The sequence below is a fragment of the Pseudomonas sp. PDM27 genome, from assembly GCF_019219205.1.
Lineage (GTDB): Bacteria > Pseudomonadota > Gammaproteobacteria > Pseudomonadales > Pseudomonadaceae > Aquipseudomonas > Aquipseudomonas laurylsulfatiphila.
The window spans coordinates 24,264-40,296 of record NZ_JAHUWF010000016.1 but is presented as its reverse complement, the minus strand read 5'-3'; the positions used below and the strand labels follow the sequence as shown (position 1 = coordinate 40,296).

Sequence of the window (16,033 nt, the reverse complement as noted above, 5' to 3'; positions counted from 1 at the left end):
AAAAGCTGCAGGCGAGCTAACGCTCGGCCTGATGAGTGGTGAAGAGCGTGTGGGGGCGAACCTGCTCTTCGGCTAAACACACGCCCCTGTAGGAGCTGCCGAAGGCTGCGATCTTTTGATCTTGATCTTCCGCCCCTTCGACATTGTCAAAAATTAAAATCAAAAGATCGCAGCCTTCGGCAGCTCCTACAGGGAAACGCTCTCCCATCAGTACCAGGTTGGCCGGTAGGCACCTGTGGGAGCGGGCTTGCCCGCGAAGGCGGCCTTCCAGTCGACCATTTTCTACAGCTTGCCCAACATCCTCACCCCCAAGCCAATCCTTCCTACCCCGGCAATCTCAGCTCCGCACACAACCCCCCACCTTCACGATTGCTCAAGGTCAACGACCCTCCAATGGCGATCGCCAATTGTTGGGCAATGGCCAGTCCCAACCCGGTGCCGCCGGTGCTGCGGTTGCGGGAGTTTTCCACGCGGTAGAAAGGCTCCATCACGTGCTTGAGTTCTTCTTCGGCGATTCCCGGGCCGCGGTCGAGGATCTTGATCGACAGCTTGCCGTCGGCCTGTTTTTCCACGCGCAACTCGGCGGCCCCGGCAAATTTCAATGCGTTGTCCGTCAGGTTGACCAGCATCCGGCGCAGGGCGTGGGGGCGGGTGTCGATGACGGTGGTGCTCTTGCCTGTGAGCTGAACGTCCTTGCCCATGTCCTGGTAGTCGAACACCAGGCTGTCGAGGAACGAGTCGAGGTCGGTGCGGCGGCTTTCTTCGGTGGCGCCGTGGATGCTGCGGGCGTAGGCGACGCCTTCGCGCACCAGGTGTTCCATCTCGCCCAGGTCGTTCCACAGTTTGTCTTTTTCGCTGGAGTCGTCCATGAACTCGGCGCGCAGTTTCATGCGGGTGATCGGGGTTTGCAGGTCGTGGGAGATCGCTGCGAGCAGTTGCATGCGTTCCTTCAGGTACGCCGCGATGCGTGCCTGCATCGCGTTGAAGGCCTTGGCGGCGTGGGCGACTTCGGTCGGGCCTTTTTCGTCCAGGAGCACGGGGTGGGCGTTGGGGTCCAGGGTTTCGACGGCGTCGGCGAGGCGGGTGAGGGGGCGGATGGCGATTCTGACCGCCAACCAGGAACAGGCGAGCATCAGCGCCAGTTGCCCGAGCAACACGAAGGGCAGCCAGGGCGACAACGGCACCATCGCCGGGCGCAGGTCGATGGTCAGCGGGCTGCCATCCGCCAGGTTCAGGTGCACTTGAAAGTGTTTTTTCGGCCCGGGGATGTCGGTAAAGGTCATCGGGTAATCGTGGCCGATGGCGTCCTTGATCGAGGCGATGGCAATGGGCGCATCGGGCATGTCGGTGCGGATGGGCGTGCCCGGCGAACCCTCGTTGAGCAGGTAACTGTAGTTGCGCCGTTCCAGTTGTTTGAGCCAGGCGGATCGTTCATCGGCGGGCAGGCGGTCGAGGATGGCAATGGAGGTGGAAACATCGGTTTCCAGGTTGCCCAGCATGGTGTTTTTCGAGGATTCGTAGCGTTCGTAGTACTGCGCGCCGAAGGACAATGCCTGGGCGAGGATCAGGCCGATCAGGAAAATCAGCGACAGCCGCGAGGCCAGGGTCCGCGGCCAATGCAGCGCCCGCGTCATGATTGATCGCCCAGGATTTCCACCGGCAGGGAAAACACATAGCCTTCGCTGCGCACTGTCTTGATGTAGGCCGGTTCGCGGGCGTCGTCGAGCAGGCGCTGGCGCAGGCGACTGACCAGCAGATCGATGGAACGGTCGAACAAGTCGGCGTCGCGACCCTGGGTCAGGTTGAGCAATTGATCGCGGTTGAGCACCCGTTGCGGATGGTCGAGAAACACCCGCAGCAATCGATATTCGGCGCCGCTCAGGGCGACCATGGTGCCGTCCTGATCGAGCAGGTGACGGGCCGAAGTGTCCAGGCGCCAGCGCCCAAAGGCCAGCAGGCGGCTGGCTTCGGTCACCACCAGGTTCGGCGGCAGCATGCGGGTGCGCCGCAGCACCGCGTTGATCCGCGCCAGCAGCTCACGGGCAGCGAAGGGTTTGACCAGGTAGTCGTCGGCGCCCATTTCCAGGCCGAGGATGCGGTCGGTTTCATCGTTGCGCGCAGTGAGCATCAGCACCGGCGTGGTCTTGTGTTTGCCGGCGCGCAGTTCGCGGCAGAGCAGCAGGCCATCGTCCCCGGGCATCATGATGTCCAGCACGATCAGGTCCACCGGGGTGGTTTCCAGAAACGCGCGCATCTGCCGCCCATCCGCCACGACGGTGGTGCGCAGGCCGTTCTTCTTCAGGTAGTTGCCTACCAGCTCGCGGATTTCGCGGTCATCGTCAACGATGAGGATGTGATCAACGTGATCCATTGGGCCAAACCTCTGATGAATGGGGAATGCCACACAGTCTATCGAGCCCGGGCGGGGTCGCCTGCCGCCCTTTGTATTGCAGTGTATCCGGCCTGCCTGGGGATACACACGAAGGCAAAAAAGCCGATTTCCGGGGGTTTTGTATTGCTCTGTATCTGCGCCCGGTTCTGATACGTACCGATTGATTCACGCCGATTCCCGACACAGACGAGATACCTCGCAGGCTTTTAATAGGTTCCATCGAGGCAAACCAGAGCGCCTCGGCCCAACGAACCAACGACCTGTTGAAACCTTGAGGAACTCGCCATGAACACCAAAGCTGTTTACGCCGCCTGCCTGTTTGCCGCCCTGAACATCTGCACCCTGTCGGCCCGCGCCGAAGCCGATGTTGCGCCAAAAACCTACACCTACGGCACCCATCTTGACATCAGCAAAGTGGTTTCGCTGACCGAGGAAGCTACGCCTTCCTGCGGTGTGGTCAATGCACGGCTGACGTACCTCGACTCCCAGTCGAAAACCCAGGTGCTGGATTACAGCAAATTCGCCGACCACTGCAACTCGGAAAACTGAGTGCTGCGATCAACGACCGCCTAATCCCATTGAATCAGGAAGGACATCATGAACAACGTATCCCGCTTTCTTACCGCCATCGCCTTTTCCGTCGCCGGTGCGGCAGCCCATGCCAACGCCGCTGTCGAGCAAAGCGCCTGCGCCAGCAACACCTGCTTCCAGCTGACGCCCGTGGCAGAGCAGGGCACCCAGGGCTTCCTTGCGCAAGACGGTTCCAGCCGTACGCCGCAAGGGCAGATGCTCGCCGAGAACGGTGCCAGCCGCACGCCTCAGGGGCAGTTGCTGGATGAACAGACAGCTTGAAAACACCCCAATCCACTGTGGGAGCGAGCCTGCTCGCGAAAGCGATTGTCCGGTCAACGATGTGCCGCCTGACCCGACGCCATCGCGAGCAGGCTCGCTCCCACATTGGCTCTATGTCGCCCTCTGAATTGTATTAGGTGATCCCATGTTACTCATCGCTTTCCTGGGCGGCATATTGACCGTCCTCAGCCCGTGCATCCTGCCGGTCGTGCCCTTCCTGTTCGCCGGGGCCGATCGCACACGCGCCTCGATCCTGCTGACCCTCGGCGGCATGGTCCTGACCTTTGCCCTGGTCTCCAGCCTGGCCGTGGTCAGCACCGAGTGGGTGATACAGGCCAGCAACACCGGGCGCCACGTCGCCCTGTTCGTCATGGTGCTGTTCGCCCTGTCGCTGATTTCCGCCCGGGTCGGTGACTGGCTGGCGCGCCCCTTCGTGCTGTTGGGCAATCGCATCGACCCGGACTCGCGCAAGATGTCCGGGCCGCTGGCGTCGATCATGATCGGTGTCGCCACCGGACTGCTCTGGGCACCCTGCGCCGGGCCGATCCTCGGGGTGATTCTGACCAGCGCCATGCTGCAGGGCGCGAACGCCGGTACCAGCCTGTTGTTGGTGGCCTATGGCGCGGGCAGTGCGCTGTCTCTGGGCGTCTTGATCTTTGCCGGGCGTGGCCTGGTCAATCGCCTGAAACCGTCGATTCCGGTCACTGGCTGGCTGCGCCGGGGCGCCGGGGTTGCGGTGCTGGCCGGTGCGGCGGTGATCGCAACGGGGGCCAATGACCTGTTGCTGGCCAACACCTCATCGCAAGGTGTCAGCCGTATCGAGAAAGGCGTGCTGGAGACCGTGCCGAAAGTCGTCGATTACCTGGTCAGCAAGGTCCAGGCCGACAGCACCATGGGCGACGCCCAGGGCGCGATGCCGTCGCTGTCCGGTGCGGTGGACTGGATCAACTCACCGGCACTGACCAACGAAGCCCTCAAAGGCAAGGTGGTGCTGGTGGACTTCTGGACCTTCGACTGCATCAACTGCAAGCACACCCTGCCGTACGTGAAAGACTGGGCGAAGAAATATGAAAAGGACGGACTGGTGGTGATCGGCGTGCACACGCCTGAATACGGCTTTGAACGCATCATCGACAACGTCAGGGACAAGGTGAAGGAATACGGCATCACCTACCCGGTGGCGATCGACAACAACTACGCGATCTGGCGCAACTTCGACAACCAGTACTGGCCGGCGCACTACATCATCGATGCCAAGGGGCAGGTGCGTTACACCCACTTCGGTGAAGGCAGCTACGACACGCAGGAGAAAGTGATCCAGCAGTTGCTGGAGGAGGCCAAGGCCAGCGCGCCAGCGGCGTAACCGGCTTGATCAATGGCTCACGGGCATAGCCTCGTGGGCCATGTTTTTTTTCTCCTGACCACGCCGCCACGCCGCCGGCGGTGCACCGAACTCGCGCCGAAAGGCGCGGCTGAAGGCGGTATCGGTCTGGTAACCCACTTCTTCGGCGATGCGCGTCAATGAGTTGTTGCTGCTGCGCAACAGGTTGGCGGCAAGCAACATACGCCATTGCGTCAGGTACTGCATCGGCGACACCCCCACCAGTTGCTGGAAGCGCTCGGCCAATACCGATCTTGAAGTGCTGGCGGTGCGCGCCAGTTCGTCCAGCGTCCAGGCGTGGCAGGGTTTTTTGTGCAAGGCGTTGAGGGCGGCGCCGACGATGCGGTCGCGTACACCGGCCAGCCAGCCGGTGCGGCCTTCGCCCTGTTCGTTCATGTACAGGCGCAGCACTTCGATGAACAGTACCTCGGCGAGTTTGGCCAGGACCCCTTCGCCGCCGGGGCGGGGCGAACGGGCTTCGGCGAGGGCGTAGCGCACGGAGGATTCCAGCCAGATACCGGCACTCGAACCGCGCACGTTGACCCGCACCACGGGCGGCAAGCCCTTGAGCAACATGCCCGCCAGGCGCGTGTCGCACGCCAGGTAGCCGCAGACCAGGCGGGTGACCGCACCACCGCCGCCATAGCTCAGCTGGCGGGGCCGGCGTGCCAGTACCGCATCCAGTCGTGCACCCGTGGCCGGGGGCAATCCCGGTCGGGAGCACATGCGATGGGCATCGCCCTGAGGGAAGATCACCACGTCGCCAGCGCTCAGCAGCAGCGGCGGGTCATCGCCCAACTCGACGTAGCACTCGCCCTCGGTGATCAGGTGAAAGATCACCACCCGTTCCGCATCGGGCTCCAGGAACGGCGCGGCCGTGTCGGCGCTGGGCGACTGGTAGCACCAGGGCGCGGTGAACCGGGCGTTGATGAAGATCGCGCCGACCAGGTGCACCACCCGCAGGGTCTGTGACAGAGCGTCCATAGGGATTTCCCCGTGACAGGATTCCTGATTGTGAACGCGTCGGTGCGCCGTGTGGAATCTCCGGACGATCGGGCAGGCTTGGGCGACGATCGGGCAGGACGCCAGCGCCGGTCAGGACGATAGTTTGATCACAGGGTGAACGCGCCCTGCCATCCAGAACAATAAAGAGAGGTTGCCATGCCTAAGTTCGTCATTGAACGTGAGATCCAGGGCGCCGGAGCTCTGTCGGAAAGGGATTTGAAAGCCGCTTCGCTAAAGTCCTGCCAGGCCTTGCGTGAGTTGCCAGAGGTACAGTGGCTGCAGAGCTATGTCACCGGTGACAAGCTCTATTGCGTGTACATCTCGCCGAGCGAAGCGCAGATCCAGGAACACGCCAGGATCAGTGGTTTTCCCGCCAACCGCATTTCCCGGGTCATGAACATCATCGACCCGACGACAGCGGAGTAACCGCGATCAGGCCCGATTCGTGTTTCAACCCAGAGACTGCCTCCATGAGTACACCCATTGATCTGACTGCCTTGAAAAACCGTCAAATGGCCTCCTGGGCCAGCGGCGACTACGCCGTGATCGGCACCACCCTGCAAATCGTCGGCGAGCAACTGGCCGAAGCCTGCGACCTGTTGTGCGATGAGCGCGTGCTCGACGTCGCCGCCGGTAACGGCAATGCGACCCTCGCGGCCGCGCGCCGAGGCTGCAAGGTGACGTCCACCGACTATGTCGCCGCCTTGCTCGAACGCGGCGAAGAGCGGGCCCGGGCAGAACGCCTGAACGTCTCTTTCCAGGTCGCCGATGCCGAAGCCTTGCCCTTTGCCGACGCCAGCTTCGACGCTGTGCTTTCCACTTTCGGTGTGATGTTCACGCCGGACCAGCCCAAGGCCGCCGCGGAGCTGGCACGAGTCTGCCGCCCGGGCGGGCGGATCGGCCTGGCCAACTGGACGCCGGAAGGCTTCGTCGGCCAGATGTTCAAGACCCTGGGCCAGCACCTGCCGCCACCGCCGGGAGCGAATCCGCCCTCGCGCTGGGGCACCGAAGCCTGGCTGCACGAGCATTTCGACGAGCGGGAATTCCTGCTGCAGGTGACGCGCCGCACGTTCAATTTCCGCTATCGCTCGGCGGCGCATTTCATCGACACCTTCCGCCAGTGGTACGGGCCGGTGCACAAAGCCTTCGCCGCACTGCCCGCGGATGGCGCCAAGGCCCTGGAAGCGGACCTGAGCGAGCTGATCAACCGGATGAACCGGGCGGGCGACAAGTCGCTGGTGGTGCCGAGTGAATACCTGGAGGTGGTGATCACACGGCGTTGAGTGACCACAAGTCCCATGTGGGAGCGGGCTTGCTCGCGAAGACGGTCTTCCAGTCGCAGCTATTGTGACTGATACACCGCTTTCGCGAGCAAGCCCGCTCCCACATTGGATGGTGGTGCAGACTAAACAACCTTCGCCCCCCGCGCCTCCAGCAACTCGCGCAACACCGACCGATGACAATGCGCTTCATCCTCGCAATAACACCCCACGGCCAGGGACGTCCGGTGGGACAGCGCGGCCAGCAGGTCCAGCATCTGGCTGGCGGCTGGCTGGTTCATCTCGGCCTTGAACTTGCGCCGGAACACCGCCCAGGCCTTGGCATCCTGCGCAGCCTTGGCCTCGGCCACCAGTTCCGCGCTGGGTGACAGCAAGGGTTGCCAGACATCATAAAAATCCCGGCTGGCGAATTCGGCTTTCGGTACGCCACGGGGAGGGCGGCGTACCGTGCCCAGGCGCAAGCCTTCGTCGGGGTGACGCGGCGAACCCAGTTGAACGATATGGACCGCCATGGCTACTTGAGCCGCGATTCGTCGAACCACTCCAGCGCCGTGCGCCAGAAGCAGATACCGAGGAAATACGCCGACATCAGCAGCCACAGCCCCATCACCATCGGGTTGATCACCGGATGGTTGAGCACCAGCGACAAGCTGCACAGCAACCAGATGGCCGTCACTGCAATGTTGATCGGCATGAACCGGCGCACGCGGAATGGGTGCAGGAATTTCATCCGGGTCACCGTCAGCAGGGCCAGGCCAATCACGGTCAGGAAGGTGATCCACGGCGACGGGGCGATGATGTACAGGCACAGGGCAACCACGTTCCAGGCGGCGGGGAAGCCCTGGAAGTAGTTGTCCTTGCTCTTCATGTTGACGTTGCAGAAGCAGAACAGCGACGACACCAGAATCAGCGACACGCTCAGCAGCAGGGTGTAGTCCGGTAACGGGATGTAGCGATAGATGAACAGCGCCGGGATAAACACATACGTCAGGTAATCGATCACCAGGTCGAGGATCGAGCCATCGAAGCTCGGCAACACCGACTGCACGTTGACCTTGCGCGCCAGTGCGCCGTCCAGTCCGTCGACGATCAGGGCGACACCCAGCCACAGCAGGCAATGGGTCGGCTGGTTATCCAGCAGGGACAGGGTGGCGAGGAAAGCGGTGACCACGCCGGTGGCCGTAAAACCATGGGCGCCCCATGCTTTGAGTCTGGCGATGTACAGGGTTGAAATCACAGGGGCGTTCTCCAGTGAATGAAGCAAGCCAGTTGACGCCCCGCGTAAGAGGGCGCTGGCAAACCGGGTCGGGTTGCAGGTATCGACCGGGTATCCGCGTATAAGGTTCACCACCTATGAATCTTAGCCGCGCTGAAAAAAAATACCCCGGACAATCCGCCGTGACGCGGGCGCGTCAGCCCAACGGCGCTGGCACATTCGTCTGCGAGGTCTATCGTTGCCTGTCTGGACAGAACTCTTCCCAAGAGGACAAGCGTCATGAACACCAGCGATCTGCTCGAACAGTTATTGCGCGCCGGCCAGGGCTCGATGGCGCAACGGGGCGGCGGTGGCGCGTCGGCCCAGGGCGGGCTCGGCGACCTGGGCGGATTGCTCGGCGGGTTGTTGGGCGGTGGCGCCGGTGCGGGTGCGGGCGGCGGTGGCGCAGGGTTGGGCGGTTTGCTCGGTGGATTGCTGGGCGGCGGTTCGCCGATGGGCGGCGCACCCCAAAGCCGCTCCGGTGGCGGCACCAATTATGCGGCGCTGGCGTCCCTGGGCATGATGGCGTTCCAGGCGTACCAGGCCTGGCAACGCAGCCAGGCGTCGGCGCCGCAGGAAGCGCCGCGCACCGTGGACTTGCTGGCCGGCCCGGAAGCCGAGGAACACAGCCATGCGATCCTGCGGGCATTGATTGCGGCGGCCAAGGCCGATGGCCGGATCGATGAATCCGAAAAGCAGATGATCAGCACTGAAATCGGCCGTCACACCGACGATCCGCAATTGCAGCAATGGCTGGACGACGAGGTCGCCAAGCCGCTGGACCCCAATGAAGTGGCGCAGTCGGCCACCGACCCCGGCATGGCCTCGGAGATGTACCTGGCCAGCGTGATGCTGGTGGACGACCAGCAGGACGCCGAGCGCAACTATCTGGATGAACTGGCCGCGGCATTGCAGATCGAGCCGGAGTTGCAATTGCGTCTGGAGCAGCAGGTCAAGGGTACTGCCTAAAGCTTCGCGAGCAGGCTCGCGAAGCGGTCGTCACAGTCAACATCCTTGGTGCCTGACCCACCGCCATCGCGAGCAAGCTCGCTCCCACAGGTTGATCCGCGCCGTGAACAGAGGTTGTGTGCGCTGAAAATCATTGTGGGAGCGAGCCTGCTCGCGAAGCGGTCGTCACAGTCAACATCCTTGGCGCCTGACCCACCGCCATCGCGAGCAAGCTCGCTCCCACAGGTTGATCCGCGCCGAGCGCAGAGGCTGTGTGCGCTGAAAATCATTGTGGGAGCGAGCCTGCTCGCGAAGCGGTCGTCACAGTCAACATCCTTGGCGCCTGAGCCACCGCCATCGCGAGCAAGCTCGCTCCCACAGGTTGATCCGCGCCGAACGCAGAGGCTGTGTGCGCTGAAAATCATTGTGGGAGCGAGCCTGCTCGCGAAGCGGTCGCCACAGTCAACATCCTTGGCGTCTGACCCACCGCCATCGCGAGCAAGCTCGCTCCCACAGGTTGATCCGCGCCGAACGCAGATTCTGCAAGCGCTGAAAATCCCTGTGGGAGCGAGCCTGCTCGCGAAGCGGTCGCCACAGTCAACATCCTTGGCGTCTGACCCACCGCCATCGCGAGCAAGCTCGCTCCCACAGGTTGATCCGCGCCGAACGCAGATTCTGCAAGCGCTGAAAATCCCTGTGGGAGCGAGCCTGCTCGCGAAGCGGTCGCCACAGTCAACATCCTTGGCGTCTGACCCACCGCCATCGCGAGCAAGCTCGCTCCCACAGGTTGATCCGCGCCGAACGCAGATTCTGCAAGCGCTGAAAATCCCTGTGGGAGCGGGCTTGCTCGCGAAGAACGATAACGCGGTCAACCTGCTGAAACACCGGCCGCACCCCGCGCCAAAAGCCCGTCCGTCCGGGCCTTTTCAACGCCGATTGAATTATTGCGCCGCTCGCCGGCTCTGCTTGGTTAAGAGACGTTTGCATCCGACGTCCTGGCGCGAAGCAGGTGAGCCATGCCCCGCAACCTCGATGACAGGCGCGATTTTTCGGCGACTGGCGAGCCAGCCGCCAAGCGCTCAAGCAAGGAAAAACCATCGCCACTGACCGGCGCACGCAAAGCCAGGTTGCCGGACCTGCTCAAGCCGGAATTGGCGACGCTGGTGGACAGGGTCCCGGACGGCGCGTGGAGCTACGAAATCAAGTTCGACGGCTACCGGATCATGGCCCGCATCGACCACGGTGACGTCAGGCTGCTCACCCGCAATGGCCACGACTGGACCCACAAACTGCCAGAGCAGGCCCAGGCCCTGGTCGCGCTTGGCCTGGAATCGGCGTGGCTCGATGGCGAAATGGTGGTGGCCGACGACCAGGGTGTGCCGGACTTTCAGGCGCTGCAAAACGCCTTCGAGGCGCAGCGCAGCGACGGCATTCTCTACTACCTGTTCGACCTGCCGTACCTCAATGGCGTGGACTTGCGTGAAGTGCCGGTCGAAGAACGTCGGGCCGCGCTGGCGACTGTGCTCAAGGCCAATGACCAGCCGCTGCTGCGCTTCTCCGAGTCGTTTGGCGAGGAGCCGCAAGCCTTGTTCGACAGCGCCTGCCGGATGCGCATGGAGGGCTTGATCGGCAAGCGCCTTGGGTCGCCCTATGTCTCCCGGCGCAGCAGCGACTGGATCAAGCTCAAATGCCAGCATCGGCAGGAGTTCGTCATCGTCGGATTCACCGAGCCGAAAGGCTCGCGCCATGCCTTCGGCGCGCTGCTGCTGGGGCTGCATGACCACGACAGTGGCGAGTTGCGCTATGCCGGCAAAGTCGGCACCGGGTTCAACGAGGCGACGCTGCGCAGCCTCCATGAGCAGCTCAAGCCGTTGCAGGTGAAAAAACCGCCGGTGGTCAATCCACCCGGCGGTGCCGAGGCCAGGGATGTGCATTGGCTCAAACCCAAGCTGCTGGCAGAAGTGGCTTTCGCTGAAATGACCCGGGACGGCTCGGTGCGCCACGCCGTGTTCCATGGCCTGCGCAATGACAAACCGGCACACGACATCACCGAGGAGCGCGCGAAAACCGTGAAAACCTCCACTGCGAAAAAAACCGCTGCCACACAGAAGAAGCCCGACCCCGCACCTTCGCAAATCGGTCTGGACGAGGGCCAGGTGCGCATCACTCACCCGGACCGGGTGATCGACCCCGGCAGCGGCACCACCAAACTGCAACTGGCGCAGTACTACGCGAGTGTCGCCGAGTGGATCCTGCCCGAGCTCAAGGATCGCCCGGTGGCGCTGGTGCGTGCGCCGGACGGTATCGCCGGCGAGCTGTTTTTCCAGAAGAATGCCGAGCACCTGGCGATCCCCGGCATCGCCACGCTGGACAAGCAGCTCACCGGTCAGCCGATGATGCTGATCAACAATGCCGAGGCGCTGATTGGCGCGGTGCAGATGAGTACCGTGGAGTTGCACACCTGGAACGCCACGTCGGCCAACTTCGACAAGCCGGACCGTTTTATCCTCGACCTTGACCCGGACCCGGCGCTGCCATGGAAACGCATGATCGAGGCCACTGAGTTGACGCTGTCGGTGCTGGATGAACTGGGGCTCAAGGCGTTTCTGAAAACCAGCGGCGGCAAGGGCATCCATGTGGTGGTACCGCTGACCCGCAAGCTCGGTTGGGATGAGGTCAAGGACTTCAGCCATGCCATCGTCAGCCACATGGCCAGGCTGTTGCCCGAGCGTTTTTCGGCGGTGTCGGGACCGAAGAACCGGGTCGGGCGGATCTTCATCGATTACCTGCGCAATGGCCTGGGCGCGACCACCATCTGTGCCTACGCCGTCCGGACCCGTGAGGGCCTGCCGGTGTCGATGCCGATCTTTCGCCAAGAGGTTGCCGAACTCAAGGGCGGCAATCAGTGGAACCTGCACAACGCGCTTGAACGCCTGGCTGAAGTCGGCGATGAGCCCTGGGCGGACATGCGCAAGACCCGGCAGGCGATCACTGCCGAAATGCGCCGGCGGGTGGGGATGAAGAAGTGACCGGAAGGATCGGGAAGGGACCTCATGTGGCGAGGGAGCTTGCTCCCGCTCGACTGCGCAGCAGTCACACAACACGTCGTTGCCGACAGTCATGGGGCCGCTGCGCAGCCCGGCGCGAGCAAGCTCGCTCGCCACAAGGGTGGGGTGTTACTTGAGGAAGGCCTGGAAGTCGGTACCCAGTTTGTCGATCGCCGCCTTGAAGTCCTTGGCGGTAATCTTCTGGCTTTCATTTTCCAGGGTAGTGCCAAACACCTTGCGCACCACTTTGGCCACGGTCTGATTGCTCTTCGCGTCGATGAACTCGGCTTCGATGAACAGGGTGGTGTCCTGGTCACGGTGACCGGTGGCTGCCTGGGTTGCCCCGACGACGGCCGCGATGGGGACCACTTCATACCACTTCATGCCTTCGTTCTCGGCGTTCACCCCGGTAATCGCCGCGCGCATGATCAGGGGTCGGGAACCCGCCGGAGCCGCTGAGGAGTTCGACACTACGCGGTACCGCTGACCCAGCGTGGCCTTGGCCTTGTTGGTCATGTAGTTCTGAATGTCGGTGAGCGTCTGCTGGTTGACCCGCTCATCGGGTTTGGGCGCCGGGTACAGTTCCAGTTTGTTGAACACCACGGTGTCATACGCATTCGGGTTCCACGAAGGGCTGACCCAGCGCATCGCGGTGCCGCCGCTCGGCGTTTCGACTTCCTGCAGGTTGTTGTAGTTGGACAGGAAGCCTGAGTACTGTTCCTTCTCAGTCACTTTCGAGGTGCAACCGCCTAGCAACAGACTTGCCAGCGCAGCGCCGACCAGCAGTTTTCGGGACAGATTCATAGTGGTGTCTACTCCTTGGATAAAATCGTCGTTCTTTCGTTTACAAGACATCAAAATCGCCAGGTCATGTTCCCGCTCAGGGCTTGAATCCAGGCATTGTCGAACTCACCGGAAATCTGATTGCCGGATACGGACTTGGTCTGGTCAACCGGCATGTCGCCGAGCCAGACCATGGCCCAACTGACGTTGATATCGGTGTCCTTGTTCAGAGCATAGGTGGCTCCTGTGGCAATGCGCCAGGATTCGTTCATCGGCACGATCACGCTGCGGTTGCTGTCCGACACGGCACTGCTGTCGTACGCCACGCCGACGTTCCACAGCCATTGCTCGGTGGCCTGGTATTGCGCACCCAGGGACAGGTGCCAGGTGTCCTTGAAGCCGGCGTCGACTGTTGTCGATTGCGCACCGACTGCGGTGGTGTCGACCTGTACGCCGATGTCACCGAATTCCGACCAGTCCTGCCAGTTGACTGAGGCCAGCAAGGCCCATTGCCGGTCCAGTTGCTGGAACAGGCTCAGGGTGACGGTTTGCGGCACCTTCATGTCGAGTTCGGTCTTGGTGTTGTTGACGCGCTCGAGCAGTCGGCCATCGCCATTCACGTCCAGCCGGTCCTCGAAGTCCAGATCGACCTGGCTGGTGTAGGTCAGGCCAATCCGCGTGCCGGTTTGCGGGGCATAGATCACTCCAACGTTGGCGCCAAAGCCCCAGGTGCCGTCCTTGTATTTGTACTGGCCGTCGGTGCGGTCGGTGAAACCGAAGGGGGAGCGGTCAATCGCGGTTTGCGCCTGCAACATGCCGTACATGGCCTTGACGCCGAGGCCAACCGACCACTGCTCGTTGAAGCGATAAGCCACACTCGGTACCAGCGACAGGCCGAGCAGGCTGGAGTTTTGCGCGAAGTAGCGACCGGACCAGTCGTTGTCGTAGTTGACCGCCAACCCGAAGTCGCCGTACTGGCCGAAACCGACGCTCCAGTGTTCGTCCAGTTCATGGCTGATGAAGAAGCTGCCGCCGGGAATCGGGTCGAGGGCGTTGCCACTGCCGCTGCCCGGAGTGTTGGTGCCGGCGTCGCGGTCGAAGCTCAAATCGCCGTACAGCACCTGCAAGCCGGCGGTGATTTGCGTGCCTGGCAGGTAGCTCATGCCCGCCGGGTTGCTGGCGATGGTCGAGGGGCCTTGGGCGCGGGCAGCGGCACCGGCGTTGGCCAGGCCAGCGTTATCGGTGCCGATTTCGTAAAGTATGATGCCGCCGGCCCAGGCTGGCTGGCAGCACAGGGCGAGTAGCGTACAGGCGGGTAGGGCCAGTGTGCTTGTGCGCATGTAACTACCTCAGCAAATGTCCATTTCGAATGTGGGTGGCCTGTGCCGGCCACCCATGGTTTCGGCTGTTTACTTGGCCATGGCTGCCCGGGCCGCTTCGATCTTGGCCTTGACCGCATCAAGGTTGAAGCTCGCGCCTTTCTGCATCGGCGGAAACTCCACGGCTGTTTCGGCCAGTTTGACCACTTGTTGCTGTACAAATACAAAACGCCAGAACTGGAATTTGAACCACTCGAAATATTCCAGCGAACCATTGGCCGCCATGTTTTCCGGCCATCCGGCACGTTCGAACGGATCGAGGCGCAGGTTAGTCAGGATCGGCATGTCCAGCGTGACCTTGGCACCCAGCCAGCCCCCGGGCTGATCGATGAAACGGTACTTGAAGTCATCGATGCGGATCGCACCCAGGGTGCTCTCTCCAAAGTAGAAGATTTCATGCCGGTTCGACGGGCCTTTTCCGGTGATCATTGGTGTTTGATCATAGCCGTCCAGGTGAACTTTGTAGGTGGTATCACCCAATTGTTTGCCCTTGAGCAGTTCCGCCGTGATGTTCGGGTTGCCCGCCGCTGCGACCAGGGTCGGGAACCAGTCCATGCCGGACATGATGCCGTTGGCGACCTGGTTGGCCGGTACCTTGCCCGGCCAGCGAATGATCGCCGGTGCCCGGAAGCCGCCTTCCATCACCGTGCCTTTGCCCATGGCGAACGGGGTGGTGCCGCCATCCGGCCAGGTGAAGTTTTCCGCACCGTTATCGGTGGTGAAAACCACGATGGTGTTGTCGTCCATGCCGTCTTTTTTCAGCTTCGCCATGACTTCGCCGACGATGTCATCGAGCTGCGCCATGCCGGCTTCCTGTTCCGACCAGCCATTTTGCGCATTGCGCATGGCTTCGTACTTGTCGGACAGGTGCGTGACGATGTGCATGCGGGTCGGGTTGAGCCAGACGAAGAACGGTTTGTTGTCCTGCTTGGCCTTGTCGATGAACGAGAAGGCCTTGTCGCGAATCTCGTCGTCGACGGTTTTCATCCGCTCCGGATAGAGCGTGCCGGCATCTTCGATTTTCTGCTTGCCGACCTTGCCCCAGCGCGGCATCACGGTCGTGTCATCGGTGGTGGTGGCCCAGCTGTGGACCATGTTGCGCGGGCCAACGGTGGCGAGCAGTTCTTGCGGATAGTTGGGGTGCGCCGGGTCTTCCATGGCGTCGAGGTGGTAGAGGTAGCCGAAGAATTCGTCGAAGCCGTGCACGGTGGGCAGGAACTCGTTCAAGTCGCCCAAGTGATTCTTGCCGAACTGGCCGGTGGCATAGCCCATGGCCTTGAGCGCGGTCGCGATGGTGACGGCTTCGGCGGGAATACCCACGGGCGAGCCGGCCTGGCCGACGGTGGTCATGCCGGTGCGAATCGGCAGTTCGCCGGTGATGAAGTTGGCGCGCCCGGCCGTGCAACTGGCCTCGGCGTAATAGTCGGTAAAGCGCATGCCTTCAGCGGCGAGTTGGTCGAGGTTGGGGGTTCTGCCAGCCATCATGCCCTGGTTGTAGACACCGATATTCGACCAGCCAATGTCGTCGCCCATGATCACCAGGATGTTGGGGGCTTTGTCGGCGGCCAGGGTCAGGCCGGGAATCGCCATTGCAGACAGCAACAGCGGTACCGCAAACATCGAGGATAAGGTTGTCCGGTTCATGTAGAGCTCCTGCGTACTTGCGTGAGTACTTCGAGACGAGCCCCCAACCGTCATTGAAATTAGTATT

At 62.3% G+C, this 16,033-nt stretch carries 15 protein-coding genes; 7 read left to right on the top strand and 8 right to left on the bottom strand.

What is annotated here, in order from left to right; all coding sequences use genetic code 11:
* Window positions 1-323: 323 nt before the first annotated feature.
* Window positions 324-1,634, bottom strand: coding sequence for an ATP-binding protein (locus tag KW838_RS26110; RefSeq protein ID WP_218503991.1), 1,311 nt, complete (start codon window positions 1,632-1,634; stop codon window positions 324-326).
* Window positions 1,631-2,371: a response regulator gene (locus KW838_RS26105; RefSeq protein WP_102701714.1), complete on the bottom strand. Its 741-nt coding sequence runs from the start codon at window positions 2,369-2,371 to the stop codon at window positions 1,631-1,633. The genes KW838_RS26110 and KW838_RS26105 overlap by 4 nt, the downstream gene beginning before the upstream one ends.
* 306 nt (window positions 2,372-2,677) lie before the next feature.
* On the opposite strand from KW838_RS26105, the gene KW838_RS26100 reads away from it, so the two are divergent.
* The 3 genes from KW838_RS26100 (at window position 2,678) to KW838_RS26090 (ending at window position 4,607) form a co-directional block, all read left to right on the top strand.
* Window positions 2,678-2,941, top strand: coding sequence for a DUF2790 domain-containing protein (locus KW838_RS26100; protein ID WP_218503990.1), 264 nt, complete (start codon window positions 2,678-2,680; stop codon window positions 2,939-2,941).
* Between the two features lie 48 nt (window positions 2,942-2,989).
* Window positions 2,990-3,244, top strand: a complete 255-nt coding sequence (locus KW838_RS26095; RefSeq protein WP_218503989.1) for a hypothetical protein — start codon at window positions 2,990-2,992, stop codon at window positions 3,242-3,244.
* A 145-nt stretch (window positions 3,245-3,389) separates the two neighbouring features.
* Entirely contained in the window at window positions 3,390-4,607 is a 1,218-nt protein-coding gene (locus KW838_RS26090; RefSeq protein ID WP_218503988.1) for a cytochrome c biogenesis protein DipZ, read from the top strand.
* 9 nt (window positions 4,608-4,616) lie between these two features.
* Here KW838_RS26090 and KW838_RS26085 read toward each other — a convergent pair whose 3' ends face one another.
* The gene (locus tag KW838_RS26085; protein ID WP_007978348.1) at window positions 4,617-5,609 is read right to left on the bottom strand and encodes an AraC family transcriptional regulator; all 993 of its coding nucleotides are present in this window, start codon (window positions 5,607-5,609) and stop codon (window positions 4,617-4,619) included.
* 177 nt (window positions 5,610-5,786) lie between these two features.
* On the opposite strand from KW838_RS26085, the gene KW838_RS26080 reads away from it, so the two are divergent.
* Window positions 5,787-6,056: a DUF4242 domain-containing protein gene (locus KW838_RS26080; RefSeq protein WP_102701709.1), complete on the top strand. Its 270-nt coding sequence runs from the start codon at window positions 5,787-5,789 to the stop codon at window positions 6,054-6,056.
* Between the two features lie 44 nt (window positions 6,057-6,100).
* On the top strand, window positions 6,101-6,913 hold the full coding sequence (locus tag KW838_RS26075; protein ID WP_218503987.1) for a class I SAM-dependent methyltransferase: 813 nt from the start codon (window positions 6,101-6,103) through the stop codon (window positions 6,911-6,913).
* Between the two features lie 122 nt (window positions 6,914-7,035).
* Here the strand turns inward: KW838_RS26075 and KW838_RS26070 are convergent, their stop codons facing one another.
* Window positions 7,036-7,422: a DUF488 domain-containing protein gene (locus tag KW838_RS26070; protein WP_218503986.1), complete on the bottom strand. Its 387-nt coding sequence runs from the start codon at window positions 7,420-7,422 to the stop codon at window positions 7,036-7,038.
* Between the two features lie 2 nt (window positions 7,423-7,424).
* Window positions 7,425-8,147: a phosphatidylcholine synthase gene (gene pcsA, locus KW838_RS26065; protein WP_102701706.1), complete on the bottom strand. Its 723-nt coding sequence runs from the start codon at window positions 8,145-8,147 to the stop codon at window positions 7,425-7,427.
* 258 nt (window positions 8,148-8,405) lie between these two features.
* Between pcsA and KW838_RS26060 the strand changes: the two genes are divergently transcribed.
* Both KW838_RS26060 and ligD read left to right on the top strand, forming a co-directional pair.
* Window positions 8,406-9,134, top strand: a complete 729-nt coding sequence (locus KW838_RS26060; RefSeq protein ID WP_218503985.1) for a tellurite resistance TerB family protein — start codon at window positions 8,406-8,408, stop codon at window positions 9,132-9,134.
* Between the two features lie 995 nt (window positions 9,135-10,129).
* Complete coding sequence (ligD, locus tag KW838_RS26055; RefSeq protein WP_218503984.1) at window positions 10,130-12,142, top strand: DNA ligase D; 2,013 nt, start codon at window positions 10,130-10,132, stop codon at window positions 12,140-12,142.
* Between the two features lie 147 nt (window positions 12,143-12,289).
* Here the strand turns inward: ligD and KW838_RS26050 are convergent, their stop codons facing one another.
* The 3 genes from KW838_RS26050 to KW838_RS26040 form a co-directional block, all read right to left on the bottom strand.
* Complete coding sequence (locus KW838_RS26050) at window positions 12,290-12,964, bottom strand: DUF3313 domain-containing protein (protein ID WP_007978067.1); 675 nt, start codon at window positions 12,962-12,964, stop codon at window positions 12,290-12,292.
* A gap of 50 nt (window positions 12,965-13,014) precedes the next feature.
* Entirely contained in the window at window positions 13,015-14,283 is a 1,269-nt protein-coding gene (locus tag KW838_RS26045) for an OmpP1/FadL family transporter (protein ID WP_218503983.1), read from the bottom strand.
* A gap of 69 nt (window positions 14,284-14,352) precedes the next feature.
* Window positions 14,353-15,966: an arylsulfatase gene (locus KW838_RS26040; RefSeq protein WP_218503982.1), complete on the bottom strand. Its 1,614-nt coding sequence runs from the start codon at window positions 15,964-15,966 to the stop codon at window positions 14,353-14,355.
* Between the last annotated feature and the right edge of the window lie 67 nt (window positions 15,967-16,033).

Excerpts from the sequence above, each read along its gene's own strand:
- KW838_RS26075 (WP_218503987.1), top strand. The coding sequence starts at position 6,101 with ATGAGTACACCCATTGATCTGACTGCCTTGAAAAACCGTCAAATGGCC.
- KW838_RS26040 (WP_218503982.1), bottom strand. The coding sequence starts at position 15,966 with ATGAACCGGACAACCTTATCCTCGATGTTTGCGGTACCGCTGTTGCTG.
- KW838_RS26110 (WP_218503991.1), bottom strand. The coding sequence starts at position 1,634 with ATGACGCGGGCGCTGCATTGGCCGCGGACCCTGGCCTCGCGGCTGTCG.
- ligD (WP_218503984.1), top strand. The coding sequence starts at position 10,130 with ATGCCCCGCAACCTCGATGACAGGCGCGATTTTTCGGCGACTGGCGAG.
- KW838_RS26070 (WP_218503986.1), bottom strand. The coding sequence starts at position 7,422 with ATGGCGGTCCATATCGTTCAACTGGGTTCGCCGCGTCACCCCGACGAA.
- KW838_RS26090 (WP_218503988.1), top strand. The coding sequence starts at position 3,390 with ATGTTACTCATCGCTTTCCTGGGCGGCATATTGACCGTCCTCAGCCCG.
- KW838_RS26100 (WP_218503990.1), top strand. The coding sequence starts at position 2,678 with ATGAACACCAAAGCTGTTTACGCCGCCTGCCTGTTTGCCGCCCTGAAC.
- KW838_RS26105 (WP_102701714.1), bottom strand. The coding sequence starts at position 2,371 with ATGGATCACGTTGATCACATCCTCATCGTTGACGATGACCGCGAAATC.
- KW838_RS26060 (WP_218503985.1), top strand. The coding sequence starts at position 8,406 with ATGAACACCAGCGATCTGCTCGAACAGTTATTGCGCGCCGGCCAGGGC.
- KW838_RS26045 (WP_218503983.1), bottom strand. The coding sequence starts at position 14,283 with ATGCGCACAAGCACACTGGCCCTACCCGCCTGTACGCTACTCGCCCTG.
- KW838_RS26050 (WP_007978067.1), bottom strand. The coding sequence starts at position 12,964 with ATGAATCTGTCCCGAAAACTGCTGGTCGGCGCTGCGCTGGCAAGTCTG.
- KW838_RS26085 (WP_007978348.1), bottom strand. The coding sequence starts at position 5,609 with ATGGACGCTCTGTCACAGACCCTGCGGGTGGTGCACCTGGTCGGCGCG.
- KW838_RS26080 (WP_102701709.1), top strand. The coding sequence starts at position 5,787 with ATGCCTAAGTTCGTCATTGAACGTGAGATCCAGGGCGCCGGAGCTCTG.
- KW838_RS26095 (WP_218503989.1), top strand. The coding sequence starts at position 2,990 with ATGAACAACGTATCCCGCTTTCTTACCGCCATCGCCTTTTCCGTCGCC.